Origin of the sequence: Paenibacillus sp. FSL H7-0714, assembly GCF_038003765.1 — a bacterium.
In the GTDB taxonomy this organism is placed as follows: Bacteria; Bacillota; Bacilli; order Paenibacillales; family Paenibacillaceae; genus Paenibacillus_AQ.
This window is the reverse complement of the sequence record NZ_JBBOPT010000001.1, coordinates 5,736,272-5,749,666: the sequence shown is the minus strand read 5'-3', so window position 1 is coordinate 5,749,666 and position 13,395 is coordinate 5,736,272. Positions and strand designations below refer to the sequence as shown.

General features: G+C 48.8%; 11 protein-coding genes and 1 other annotated feature (1 of these 12 running past the window's edge). Of the genes, 10 read left to right on the top strand and 1 reads right to left on the bottom strand.

The window, feature by feature from the left end; genetic code table 11:
- The first annotated feature begins 27 nt into the window (after positions 1 to 27).
- The 4 genes from NST34_RS25860 to NST34_RS25845 all read left to right on the top strand — a co-directional run bounded on the left by NST34_RS25860 (position 28) and on the right by NST34_RS25845 (position 3,985).
- On the top strand, positions 28 to 633 hold the full coding sequence (locus NST34_RS25860) for a YdcF family protein (protein ID WP_341129038.1): 606 nt from the start codon (positions 28 to 30) through the stop codon (positions 631 to 633).
- 468 nt (positions 634 to 1,101) lie between these two features.
- Complete coding sequence (hemA, locus tag NST34_RS25855) at positions 1,102 to 2,499, top strand: glutamyl-tRNA reductase (RefSeq protein WP_076286482.1); 1,398 nt, start codon at positions 1,102 to 1,104, stop codon at positions 2,497 to 2,499.
- 5 nt (positions 2,500 to 2,504) lie between these two features.
- Positions 2,505 to 3,332, top strand: a complete 828-nt coding sequence (gene ccsA / locus NST34_RS25850) for a cytochrome c biogenesis protein CcsA (RefSeq protein ID WP_076300727.1) — start codon at positions 2,505 to 2,507, stop codon at positions 3,330 to 3,332.
- 5 nt (positions 3,333 to 3,337) lie between these two features.
- The gene (locus NST34_RS25845) at positions 3,338 to 3,985 is read left to right on the top strand and encodes a precorrin-2 dehydrogenase/sirohydrochlorin ferrochelatase family protein (protein ID WP_341129037.1); all 648 of its coding nucleotides are present in this window, start codon (positions 3,338 to 3,340) and stop codon (positions 3,983 to 3,985) included.
- Positions 3,986 to 4,208: 223 nt separating this feature from the next.
- On the opposite strand, the gene NST34_RS25840 is transcribed toward NST34_RS25845, so the two are convergent.
- Positions 4,209 to 4,466: a hypothetical protein gene (locus NST34_RS25840; RefSeq protein ID WP_341129036.1), complete on the bottom strand. Its 258-nt coding sequence runs from the start codon at positions 4,464 to 4,466 to the stop codon at positions 4,209 to 4,211.
- Positions 4,467 to 4,691: 225 nt separating this feature from the next.
- Here NST34_RS25840 and hemC point away from each other — a divergent pair, with 225 nt between their 5' ends.
- The 6 genes from hemC (at position 4,692) to NST34_RS25810 (ending at position 12,799) form a co-directional block, all read left to right on the top strand.
- Positions 4,692 to 5,645, top strand: coding sequence for a hydroxymethylbilane synthase (gene hemC, locus NST34_RS25835; RefSeq protein ID WP_341129035.1), 954 nt, complete (start codon positions 4,692 to 4,694; stop codon positions 5,643 to 5,645).
- Positions 5,646 to 5,650: 5 nt separating this feature from the next.
- On the top strand, positions 5,651 to 7,204 hold the full coding sequence (gene cobA / locus NST34_RS25830; RefSeq protein WP_341129034.1) for a uroporphyrinogen-III C-methyltransferase: 1,554 nt from the start codon (positions 5,651 to 5,653) through the stop codon (positions 7,202 to 7,204).
- A gap of 587 nt (positions 7,205 to 7,791) precedes the next feature.
- A complete protein-coding gene (hemB, locus tag NST34_RS25825) occupies positions 7,792 to 8,790 on the top strand; it encodes a porphobilinogen synthase (protein WP_042191201.1) in 999 nt (332 codons plus the stop codon).
- A 42-nt stretch (positions 8,791 to 8,832) separates the two neighbouring features.
- Positions 8,833 to 10,134 (top strand): glutamate-1-semialdehyde 2,1-aminomutase, encoded by a 1,302-nt coding sequence (gene hemL, locus NST34_RS25820; RefSeq protein WP_076300731.1) that lies wholly within the window; start codon positions 8,833 to 8,835, stop codon positions 10,132 to 10,134.
- A complete protein-coding gene (locus tag NST34_RS25815; RefSeq protein ID WP_341129033.1) occupies positions 10,131 to 11,066 on the top strand; it encodes an RluA family pseudouridine synthase in 936 nt (311 codons plus the stop codon). The genes hemL and NST34_RS25815 overlap by 4 nt, the downstream gene beginning before the upstream one ends.
- A gap of 362 nt (positions 11,067 to 11,428) precedes the next feature.
- Positions 11,429 to 12,799: a LysM peptidoglycan-binding domain-containing protein gene (locus tag NST34_RS25810; protein ID WP_076300732.1), complete on the top strand. Its 1,371-nt coding sequence runs from the start codon at positions 11,429 to 11,431 to the stop codon at positions 12,797 to 12,799.
- A 341-nt stretch (positions 12,800 to 13,140) separates the two neighbouring features.
- Positions 13,141 to 13,395, top strand: a binding site (T-box leader) (it continues 29 nt past the right edge of the window).

Here is a 13,395-nt window from a genome sequence, read left to right as displayed (position 1 = left end):
ACGGTTAAGAAAAGAAAAGGTAATTTAATGAATAAAAGATTGGTCCTTTTCGTATGCTTACTATTGTTAATTACTGGTTTCTTCAGTGCAGGCCGCTTCTTAGCTCTATCTGACCCTCCCAAACAATCAGATGTAATCATCGTACTTAGCGGAGGCCAAGGTCGTGTGGAAAAGGCTGCTGAGTTATATAAAGCAGGGTATGCTCCTTATGTAATTCTTTCCAATGCTAAAGAGGCAACGAGTAAATCGGGTGACATGGTCCAAACCGCCCTAGCTTTAGGCATACCCCAGGACGTTATTTATACCGAGAACGCGGCGGATAGCACTTATCAGAATGCCGAGTACACTCTTCCTATAATGAAAGAATACAGTTTTAAATCTGCGATTGTTGTTTCCTCTGACTTTCACATGCGGAGGGTGAAATTTCTTTTTGGTCGTGTGTACAAAAAATCGGAGATTGAGCTGACGTATGAGGGTTCTGCATCAGGATATAACGCTAAACGCTGGTGGAGTGACCGAAAGAGTAGGGAAACAACGTTCAACGAGTATGTAAAAATGATCGGCAACACCTTTGGTTACAATGGGCCAGAGGCAAAAAGTATTCTTGATCAGATTAAGAACTGGTTTCGTTAATCTCACCAAAGGCTAAATGAGCAACGAGGATTCAAACTTTTCCCCATTGGTAAAGCTTTTTCTTTTGGCTCACCATTTATCTTCACATTTTGTAAAAAGTGGAGAAGTAGCCTCAATAAAAGTTACCAAACCCGAGAAATTTTGACTCATTGATTCAGGGCTGTATTATTGGAGGATATAAGACGATTTTTAGAATTAATATCTCATATTATTCCCTCCCCACTTCCACCAACTAATAATTAATCACAAAATAACCCATCCTAACCGTAGCGAACCTGCGGTTTTTTATTTATAATAATTATTATCTGGATTTCATAAAGCGTTCAAAAAATCTGTAAAAAGTCGTATTTTCGTGTGATATACTTAACACAGTGTTTTGAGATGTTGTGAAAGTGAATATTATGTAAAAATATTCTTTAATATAGCTGTACTACAGTAATGAATAGAGACTAGGATGGTGAACTATCGATGCACATCGTCGTCGTTGGCCTGAATTATCGTACGGCTCCCGTGGAGGTTAGGGAACAGTTTGCTTTTGCGGAGAGTGATCTTCCGGCAGCGCTTCATCAACTGATGAAGACGAAGGGTGTGCTGGAAGGGGTCGTAGTAGCCACCTGCAACCGTACGGAAATTTATGTGGTCATGGACCGCCTTCATATGGGAGGGTATTTCCTCCGCGGCTTTATGGAGCAGTGGTTTGGAGTGAAAAACGAGCAATTTGCACAGCATATGTATATATATGAAGACGAGCAGGCGATTGCGCATTTGTTCCGCGTGACCTGCGGCCTGGATTCCATGGTGATTGGCGAGACGCAGATCCTGGGACAGGTGCGAAGTTCTTTTCTCACGGCTCAGGCTGAGGGTGTAACTGGAACTTGGTTCAATCGGTTATTTAAACAAGCGGTGACACTCGGCAAAAGAGCACATAGTGAAACGTCAATCGGCGAAAGTGCAGTATCTGTCAGCTATGCGGCAGTGGAGCTGGGCAAGCGGATTTTTGGCATGTTCACTGGTAAAAGGGTGCTGATTCTCGGCGCCGGCAAAATGAGCGAGCTCACTGTAAAGCATCTATATAGTAGTGGTGCGGCTGAGGTGATTGTCGCTAACCGTACGCTGTCGCGTGCGATTGAACTGGCAGAGAAGTTCTCGGGTAAGCCAAGCACGATTGAAGATGCGCTAAAAACTCTTAATGAGGTAGATATCGTGATCAGCTCAACGGGAGCTGACGGCTATGTACTTTCGGCAGATCAGGTAGCGAATGCTATGAAGCGTCGCCCTTCGCGGCCGCTTTTTATGATTGATATAGCTGTACCCCGTGATATTGATCCTGCAGCGGCTAATGTGCCAGATGTTTTTTTGTATGATATTGACGATCTGGAGGGCATTGTGGAGAGTAACCTGGAAATGCGCCGGAGTGAAGCTGCGAAGATTGAAGTGATGATCGGTGAGGAAATGGATGAGTTCCAGCTGTGGCTTAAGACGCTTGGCGTGAGACCGGTAATCCGGGCTCTTCAGGATAAGTCGAATGCGATTCATGAGGAAACGATGGAGAGTCTGTTCAATAAGCTGCCTGAGCTGGACGAGCATCAGCGCAAGGTGATCCGTCGCTTGACCAAAAGCATTGTGAACCAGATGATGCATGATCCAATCAATGTAATTAAAGAGATGTCCGGTGGCAAGCAGGGGAATGAAGCTCTTGATTATTTCTCCAAAATCTTTGCGCTACAGGAACAGCTCGAATCTAATTCAGATGGCGGAGATTCCGCCCCGGTTAAGCAGTCTAGTTCCACAGAACGTACTGCCGGTAGCGGCGATTTTTCTGTGCCTAAGACGGTGCTTGCTCCGGCAGGCCTGTTGGGTAGGTGAGTGATATGCAACTGCTGAACGGAATATATGATGCCGCTCTGCTGCTATATGCCCTGAGCCTGCTGTTTGTTTTCTCGGATTGCCTTTATCGCAACCCGAGTGGGAAGCGGTTAGGCACGGGGCTTCTTGTTGTTGTGGGTCTTTTGCAAGCTGCAGGACTGGGGATTCGTTTCTCTCAGGAGAAGGGACTGCCCATTTTCACACCTTATGATTTCTTGTTCTGGTTTGCATTTAGTATTGTGCTGACTTCGCTTGCGGTGGCTTTCACACGTGGAGGCGAGTTTACGATTCTGCTGCTTAGTGTGGCTGGATTCTGTGTTTTTCTCCTAAATCGGGTGTGGCTGACGGCGGGGGGGCATACGCTTGAGACTTGGAGCTCGGTGTATGGCTGGTTGACAATGCATGTGATTTTGGCCAATTTGAGTTTTGCTGCACTGACACTTGGGACGGTATTTGCAATATTGTACTTATTCCTGCACACCAGACTCAAAAGCAAGCAATGGAGTGACCGAATTCGTCGTTTACCAAACTTAGAGACTACAGATAAATATTCTTACACCGCTATTCTGGTGGGGACTCCTTTGCTGGCAATCTCTCTGGTGGTGGCTAGCTTATCTATTGTTTCTGAGGGACGGACACTATTATTGAAGGATTTAAAAGTACTAACGACACTTATTGGCCTTGGAATTTACATATTTTATATTATCTTTAAGAAATCCGGGCGGAAAAGTGGAGTAAGTATGGCTCGCTGGGCGATTTTAGGATATGCTTTTATTATCTTGAATTTTTTGTTGAATTCTTTATCTGGTTTTCACGGTTGGAGCGGGGAGTGAAGAGCATGACTCGGTATTTGCCCATAATGCTGGATTGTGAAAAGCAACAGGTTGTGGTTATTGGCGGTGGTGCCGTGGCTGAACGGAAGGTGAGTGGGCTGCTGGAAGCTGGAGCGGTGGTTAAGATGATTAGTCCCTCTTTGACAGATACGCTTGCCTCTCTAGTGAAAAAGGGTCTCATGACCTGGCATGACCGCCCTTATGCTCCCGGAGATCTCCGTGGGGCCTTTCTCGTATATGCAGCCACTAACGATAGAGTGATTAATGAAGAGATTGCGCTGGAGTCTAGGCGACTTGGCATTCATGTGAACGTGGCTAGCCATGCGGAAGCGGGGAATTTTATCACGCCCGGAGTTGTACGGAGGGGTCGTTTGACGGTAGCTGTATCTACTTCGGGTGCTGGTCCGTTTGCGGCTGCGAAGATTAAAAGTGTGCTTGAAGAGGCGTTGGATGCGGCGTATGAGCCATATTTGGATTTTGTACATACCATGCGAACCCGGATTAAGGAACAAGAATCTTCTGCTGACGTTCGTGGAAAGCTTTTGCGGAAGCTTGGGGCGCTCGATGTGTTAAATGAAATAAGAAACGGTAGCTTTATTGCGTGGAGCCCGGAGGATATGGAAGCTTGGATTGCTGATCATCGGGCGAAGTAAAAGTGCGCGTGGACACTGTGAAGATTACAAAATTAGGTTAGATTAATGATATGAGTACGGCTGAAGTGGCTGGAATGGTCGAAAAAGCGGTATAAGTACCGTTGAATTGGGCCGAAATGGCTGGAATGGTCGAATGAGCGGTATAAGTACCGTTGAAATGGGCTGAAGTGGCTGAAATGGTCGAAAGAGCGGTATAAATCCCGTTGAATTGGCCTGAAGTGGCTTAAATGGTCGAATAAGCGGTGTAAGTACCTTTGAATTGAGCTGAAGTGGCTGGAATAGTCGAAAGAGCGGTATAAGTACCGTTGAATTGAGCTGAAGTGGCTGAGATGGTCGAAAGAGCGGCAAAAATGCCTCCTAATTGAGTAATAGTCGCCGATAGAGATAAATGAAGGGTATAAATACCCTTGAATTGCCCTAAAACGCTCATATCAGTCAAAAGAGGGGCAAAAATACCCCTTAATTGAGTAATAGTCGTCAAAAGAGATAAATGAAGGGTATAAATACCCCTGAATTGCACTAAAACGCTCATATCAGCAAAATGAGGGGCAGAAATACCCCTAAATTGAGCTATAACCGACGAAGGAGCTAAATAAAGGGCAAAAATGCCCTTTTAATAGTGCGGAGTAGCTTTTGCTTAGTTTAGATTACTATATACAGTCTACGGTGAAGAGTAAGAGGCAGACGTAATCAGGAGGAATGGACAATGCGTAAGATTATTGTGGGGAGTAGACAGAGCGCGCTTGCGTTGACGCAAACAGGGCATGTGATTTCGGATCTGGAGCGACTGAGCGAGGAGCATGGTTTTGGATTCACTTTTGAAGTTAAAAAGATTGTTACCAAAGGGGACCGCATCCTAGATGTCACCTTGTCCAAGGTAGGCGGCAAAGGGTTGTTCGTGAAGGAAATCGAGCAGGCCATGCTGGAAAAGGAAATCGACATGGCGGTGCACAGTATGAAGGACATGCCCTCCGAGCTGCCGGAGGGGCTGATCAACGGTGCTGTGCCGAAGCGCGTCGATCCGCGCGATGCACTGATCTCTAACGGAGGCGTCTCGCTGGACGAGCTGCCTCAGGGCGCACGCGTAGGCACAAGCAGCCTACGCCGCTCCAGCCAGCTAGCTGCGCTGCGGCCTGATCTGGTCATTGAGCCCGTGCGCGGCAACATTGACTCGCGGCTGGGCAAGCTGGAGAGCGGAGAATACGACGCGATCCTGCTTGCAGCAGCGGGGCTGTCGCGCATGGGCTGGCAGGATCGCGTGAGCGCCTACCTGCCGCCGGAAGTTTGCCTGCCCGCTGTAGGGCAGGGCGCGCTCGGCATCGAGTGCCGCGCAGATGACGCCGACCTACGGAAGCTGCTGGAGTTATACAACGACGCCAATACAGCGTTGACGGTGGCGGCGGAGCGCACTTTCCTTGGCGCGCTGAACGGCGGCTGCCAAGTGCCAATTGGCGCTTATGCGGTGCTTGACGCAGCCGCGGAAGCCACTACTGCGGAGCACAAAATAATCTCCTTAACCGGGATGGTGGGAACACCTGACGGTTCAACGATTTTGAAAGAAACTTGCACTGGAGTGGATCCGGTACAGCTCGGCGAAGAAGTCGCTAAGAAGCTGATCGCAAGAGGAGCGGAGAAGATACTGTCAGACATTAGGGGATGAGGGGATTGACGGGGAAGGTTTATTTGGTAGGTGCAGGTCCCGGGGACGCAAAGCTGATTACTGTAAAAGGCCTCGAGTGTATTCGAAAAAGCGACGTGCTGGTGTACGATCGGCTGGCAAGTCCTAGATTGCTGAAATGCATGAAGCCCGGCGGCGAGAAGATTTATGTTGGCAAGCTGCCGGATCGCCACACGATGAAGCAGGAAGAGATTAATCAATTGTTAGTTGATCTGGCTTTACAGGGGAAAACAGTGGTGCGGCTGAAGGGTGGGGACCCTACGATTTTTGGCCGCGTAGGTGAAGAAGCGGAGCTGCTGCGCAAAAATGGGATCTATTACGAAATCGTACCGGGTATCACGTCGGCGATCAGCGTACCTGCTTATGCGGGAATACCTGTCACGCACCGCGATCATGCTTCTTCCCTGTCGATTATCACCGGACATGAGAGTCCAGATAAACTGGATCATTCCATTCATTGGGATAAAGTAACGAATGCCACGGGGACGTTAGTATTCCTGATGGGCGTAGCTAAAATAGGATATATCAGCGCCCAGCTGATCAAGCATGGGCGTCCGCCAGAAACACCAGTAGCGCTGGTGCGCTGGGGTACCCGCGCAGATCAGGAGACACTGACGGGAACCCTCGCCGATATTGAGGCGAAGGTGAAGGCGGCGGATTTTCAGCCGCCGGCCGTCATCGTCGTTGGCGACGTGGTGCTGCAGCGGGAGCAGCTCAAGTGGGCTGAGGCGATGCCGTTATTCGGCAAACGCATCGTGGTGACACGGGCTCGGAGCCAAGCGAGCGAGCTCGTGGATATGATTGAGGAACTCGGCGGGGAACCCTACGAGTTCCCGGTGATCGAGACGATCATGCCGGAAGGCGCAGAGAAGAAGGAGAAGATTGCAGCGGCGTTTGGCGCGCTGGAATCGTACGATTGGGTATTCTTCACTAGCCCGAACGGCGTGGAGTTTTTTTGGCGCCACTTAGCGGAGCAGGGGGCGGACATTCGGGGGCTTCACCGCGCAAGGATTGCAGCGGTGGGGCCGGGTACAGCAGCCGCGCTGGCGCAGCGCGGGGTGATCGCTGAGGAACTTCCGGCAAAGTTTCAGGCGGAAGGTCTGATTGAGAAGTTCGGTCCCCAGCTGCTGCCGGGGCAGAACGTGCTGTTGCCTCGCGGCGATCTGGGGCGCGACTGGCTGCCGGACAAGCTAAGAGAGCTTGGCCTTCAAGTCACAGACGTCGATACCTATGAGACGGTTGTGACGGGTGAGGATGACGACGAGCTGCTGAAGCTGCTGGAGGAGGGGCGCGTTCACGCGGTGACTTTTACTAGTTCTTCAACGGTGCGCAATTTCATCCACATTCTGAAAAGAATGGGGCTCGAAGATCCACTCCCATTGCTAGCTAACGTGAAAATAGCCTGCATCGGGCCATTAACTGAGCAGACTGCCGTGGAAGCGGGGCTTACCCCGGGACTGCTACCTGAAGAAGCAACTATTAATAGTCTGGTGCAGGAACTCTGTCGATGGAATGCGGAGACTCAGCTACAAAAAGCTTGAATTGACGCCAATAGAACATCGGCTTTACAACATCGTCTGTAGTTGTATCTAAGCTCGGAAGCGCCACGCCGCTATTGTAAGTAACTTAAGTAACATTAAATTGGCCACCAAACGCAGGTACTGTTGAAGCTCAGAGTATGATGGATGGCGAAGTTGTAAACTAACTGGTGTGTGTATGGGTGAGTAAGTTTATGTGTGTATGTATAAAGTTCACGCAGTTCTAAGTGATATATTAGATGTTGGGTACTTGGATTAGTATGCAATCTAGTGGAAATATAGCTTTTAATCTGGTTACGAGACTGGTATGAGGTCTGTTAGCATGAGGTCTGATTGAGGTTTAGTTGCACTTTATACACTTAAATTCCCTGGATATAAGCGAAGATCGATTTTAATTGTAATATGTGCAATTAAAAACGGGCTAAAACAGGGAGTTTCGCTCTTTTGTAATAAATAACTGTAGAGAGTGCAACTAAAGCTTACAGTTACGATATAACATCAAAATAACTGCACAAACTACAACTAAGCAGCCGCAGTTAGTCAACGATCGAGGGTTTGGTTATATATTTTATTTTCAGGAGGATGAACAAATGAGCTTTCCAATTACACGTCACCGTCGTCTACGCGGTTCTGCTGGAATTCGTGGTATGGTGCGGGAGACAGTACTGAATGTGCTGGATTTTGTACAGCCTATATTTGTGACTTATGGAACAGGTGTGAAGAATGAGATTAGCTCGATGCCGGGCGTGTACCATTTTTCGCTGGATACTTTAAAAGCAGAAGTGGACGAGATTGCCGCACTAGGCATTCCGGCTGTACTGTTATTCGGGATTCCTGAAACGAAGGATGCAATCGGTTCTTCCGGTTTCGCAGAGGATGGAATTGTGCAAGAGGCTACTCGCTTGATCAAGCAGTGGTACCCTGAGCTGTTGGTCGTTGCAGATACCTGCCTTTGTGAATTTACGGATCACGGACATTGCGGGATGGTGCATACGCATACGGTAAATGGTGTGGTACACGGTGATGTCATCAACGATGCATCGCTAGAGCTTTTGACCCGTACGGCGGTATCTCAAGCTAAAGCTGGAGCAGATATTATCGCCCCTTCGAATATGATGGATGGATTCGTACACGCGATTCGTGCGGGACTAGATGAGAATGGCTTTGAGCATGTGCCGATTATGTCGTATTCGGTCAAATATGCTTCGGCATTTTATGGCCCTTTCCGCGAAGCTGCGGATTCAGCACCACAGTTCGGAAATCGCAAAACGTATCAAATGGACCCTGCCAATCTGCGCGAAGCGCTCCGTGAAGCAGAATCCGATGTGCTGGAAGGTGCAGATATGTTAATGGTGAAGCCAGCTCTGGCTTACTTGGACGTGATTCGTACGATCCGCGACCAGTTCGATTTACCTCTCGTGGCTTACAATGTGAGTGGCGAATATTCCATGGTAAAAGCAGCAGCGCTGCAAGGCTGGATTGACGAGCAAGCCGTTGTGCTGGAAATGCTGACTGGCATGAAACGGGCCGGAGCGGATATTATTATTACTTATTTTGCAAAAGATGCTGCGCGCTGGCTGCGTGGTTAATCTATACCTGTGTGACCAAGAACAGAATAGGAGTGAAGATAGATGAGTAATGAGCCAATGGCGCGTAAAGAGGAAGCGTCCCGCAAGGCTTTTGATGAAGCAAAACAATATATTCCCGGTGGGGTGAACAGCCCTGTAAGGGCGTTCAAATCCGTAGGCTTGACTCCGATTTATGTGGATCATGGGATCGGATCGCGTATTTATGATATCGACGGCAACAGCTTTATCGACTATGTATGCTCATGGGGACCGCTGATTATGGGTCATGCGCATCCTGAGGTTGTAAAGGCATTGCAGGAGACGGCGGTAAAAGGGACAAGCTTTGGCGCACCAACTTTACTTGAAACTGAAATGGCAAAAATGGTTGTCGAACGTGTAGCCTCTGTAGATATCGTACGTATGGTTAACTCCGGAACGGAAGCGACGATGAGTGCGATTCGTTTGGCACGTGGTTATACAGGACGCAGTAAAATTTTGAAATTCGAAGGATCCTACCATGGTCACGCGGATAGTCTGCTTATTAAAGCGGGTTCCGGTGTAGCCACATTAGGTCTGCCGGACAGCCCAGGTGTTCCCGAAGGTGTGGCAGTAAATACGATTACAGTTCCATACAATGATTTGGAGTCCACTCAGATTGCTTTCGAACGTTTTGGCAGTGAGATTGCCGCAGTGATCGTAGAGCCGATTGCCGGCAACATGGGTGTTGTACCACCACTTCCGGGATTTCTGGAAGGACTTCGCAAGTTAACTTCAGACAATGGATCTTTGCTTATCTTTGATGAGGTAATGACAGGCTTCCGTGTCAATCGTGGCTGTGCTCAAGGCTTGTTCAACATTACTCCGGATATTACTTGCTTCGGCAAAGTTATCGGTGGAGGACTTCCAGTCGGCGCTTATGGCGGCAAAAGAGAGATTATGGAGCAAATCGCTCCTACGGGACCGATCTATCAGGCTGGCACACTTAGTGGTAATCCATTAGCGATGGCGGCAGGACTCACTACACTGAAGCTGCTGACACCGGAAGTATATGATCGTCTTGAGCAATTAGGGGCGCGTCTAGAGGCAGGCTTGAAAAAGAATGCAATCGAGACCGGTGTTCCACTGACAATTAACCGCGTGGGCTCGATGGTCTGTCCGTTTTTCACGGAAGGACCAGTAACTAACTTTGAAACAGCCAAGACTAGCAACACGGATCTATTCCGTCGTTATTTTGGTCATATGCTGAGCCAAGGCATTAGCGTGCCACCTTCACAGTTTGAAGGCATGTTCGTGTCGGCTGCGCATAGTGAGCAGGATATTGATGATACCATTGAGGGCCACTATAATGCCCTGAAGGCCCTTTGAGTATTGGAGCCGGAGAACGAACCGGTGGTGGAGCTTGGACTAGACGTGGGGAGTGGCTGGAAGTAACACCCGGCAAAATCATTACAGGAGCCGAGGATTCTGAAGCTGCAATTGATAAGTGGCTGCTGGAAACTGTAGGTATGCCTGAGAAGCTTCATCTGCGTCTGCGCCGCGAGGGGGGCATTCAGTGGAAGGGAGATCGACTGCGACTGGCACTTTTTCCGGATCGTGAAGCCGGCATTGAACCGGTATGGGAAGAGCTTGAGGTGCTGTATGAGGATGATTTTTGCTTGGTTGCCCACAAGCCGGCAGGCATGGCGGTTCATCCGGATGGCAGTGGCTTAGGTGTAACGCTGGATCACCTTGTAGCTGCGCATTATGTCGCTACCGGTGTTAGTGTAGCTGTAAGGCATATTCACCGACTGGACAAGGATACAACAGGCCCGGTGATGTATGCGAAGAATGAATTCGCTCAGCTTGTCCTAGACGAGAATATGCGTGAAAAAAGCATCTCGCGGCTCTACGCCGCGATCATCGAAGGCACAGTGCCGCCGACGCTTAAAGTGATCGACGCGCCGATTGGGCGCGATCGTCATCATGCGGCGCGGAGAAGAGTCTCACCCGGCGGACAGTCCGCCGTGACTCGAATCCTCGGACGCGAAGCACTGCATGGCGGGAGCCTGGTGCATGTGCAGCTGGAGACCGGACGGACGCATCAGATTCGCGTCCATCTCAGCCATATGGGTCATCCCTTGTATGGGGATGCGCTATATGGCGGGCCGGTCTGGGCTCCCAGCGCTAGTGGCAGACATGCGCTCCATGGCGAGCTGCTGTCTTTCCGCCACCCTTGGAGCGGTGAACAACTGGAAGTAAGCGATCCGTGGCCGGAGGATATGCTTCAGCTGCGGGAGCTGCTGTCTGAAGCGCCTTGACGGCTACGTTATAAACCTGAGAATCGTGGTATCAGCAAATGCTGGTATTACGGTTCTTTTTTTATCTATTTTTTCGTGGGAGTAAATAATTTTCTGTTTTTTCAGAAAGAAGCACCTATCTATGTCCTAATAGCAAAAGCAGCATATAATACTTTGTTCATGCGGAGTAGTTCATCTATTGGCCGGCAGATAGGTTCGAATAGTCCCTGAATTTATGAAATTAATAGCATCCTGTCCGGTTAGTGCCACCAAAGTTGTCATGCCTTTCTGTTTGAAGCATATACATGTGGGGAGTAACATTTTGGGCTTATGCTCTGGGCCTGTCTCAGGGTTAGATTATGCCAAGAAGGAGGACATATCCCGTGTTTGATCAGTCCCACGGCTTGCGGTTTGATATTTATGAACGCATTCACCTATCGGAAGAGCTTCCGGGAATAGCTGAGCTGGAGGAGGTTGAACTACTTCCGGAAATCCAGGTGATTCAGCGGGAGGATCGTGCCGAGTTATATGGTCAGCTGTTGCTTACCGGACTCTACCGGAGTGAAGATGACCGAACACAACGTCTGGAGCATGCCATTCCCGTTGAAATCACAGTTCCGCTTACACGCGTCAGCTCGATTGAAGATATCGGGGTGGAGATCGAGAATTTTGATATTGATCTGCTCACGATGCGCACAGTGAATATAACAGGCGTATTATCACTGCGGGGAATCGGTGGTGCGGAGCCTCAACCACAACCGGCCTGGCAGCAGGAAGAGTACACAGTTGCCTATTCCCCTCTCAGTGATGACAGGGTAATCGAAGCATCTGCAGAGAACCAAGAGCACGAAACTGATGCACTTTATGAAAATTCTCAGTGGACCTTTGGCGAGGATGCATCGGAGGTTGCCGTAGAAGAACATGAGCATGCTGAAGCTAATGCAGACGCATCAGAGGCTCCACTGGTCTCAAGTGGAGCTGGTCATTCGTCCCCTATAGTGAATTTCTCATCCGCTCATGAGAAGGACAAGGGCGCGAAAGCTCGGACGCATAGTCTGGATTCGCAAACAGAGGATTCCAAAGCAGGAATAGCGGATTACTGGTTTAAAGCTGAGTCACAGAATGAAGCTGAGGCCACTCAGCTGAATCAAGTTAGCCAGGCGAGTCAAGCGGATCAGGAGCAAGAAGCTGAATATACTTTTGCTTCAAGAGAAACCGCTGTTCCAGCAGCTAATGCTGATGTGGATCAAGATATTGCCGTATTCGCTTCGGAAAACGAGGCCAATAATGAGCTTCATGCACAAGAAGAGAATGCTCAGCCGATCCACGAGAATACGAATGAAGTTTTTGTTTCTCAAGAGACTGTGCCACAGTCAGAGGAGAAGCAAGATCTTAAGATTGCGCTAGGAAGCAAGAAAGATGCTGAGGCTCCAGTCAAAGAACATCTCACCTTCTCTTCATTACTCAGCTCTAGTCGTTCTCGTAAAGAACAAGAGGCTCTCCTATCTGAAGGAAATGCATCGGCTGCAGCGATCATTCCAGAGGCCGGAAATAATACGGAGTGGAAGAGCAGATTCATTGCTGGAGCAGATGGCGCTAACCTATTCCGTAAGGTTCGCCTTTGCATCGTGCAGCGTGAAGAAACGCTGGATACAATCGCAGAGAAATATCAGCTAAGTGCGCGGGAGCTGGGAATGTATAATCGATTGTCTGGGCAGAGTGTAGAAGAAGGGCAAGTGTTGTACATTCCGTAATTGAATTACAATGCGTACTCATATGAATAGGTGAATCCCGATCTGATAGTAGATCGGGATTTTTGTCAAATATAAGAATATATAAGTTTCACGTTATACATTATCCTTATATTTCTCGAATAAACGCTTACCCTCCGTAAAAGGATGTCGAAGGCGTTTATTCTTGTGTGACCGGAGAACGTTAGAATGTGGGGTATCTAACCAACGCAGAGTGATGAATCGAATGAAAATTCGACATATGCACGCTATAAGTCGAAATTCCGCTTAAAGTCCCGCTGTAGAAGCCTATTCAGGTTGACTAGGGATGACTCAAAATGTATTATGGAGTAAGCAATATCTAAGTAAAGACTGGGAACGGGAAGAGTAGGCGGTCAGCCCTTCAGAGAGCGGAATGCAAGTGCTGTGACATTCCGTAGGATACAGCCACCGAAGTCGCCCCGGAGTCGCCCTTCTGAGCTTGTCTTCATGGATATGAAAGATAAGTTAGGATGTGGCCGGTAGCAGCCGTTATCTGTACGAGTGTCGCGCTAAGCTTCTGAACCGTAAGGTGAAAGAAGTGCAGGTTTATTTTTCATTGGCGCGAAACAAAGGTGGTA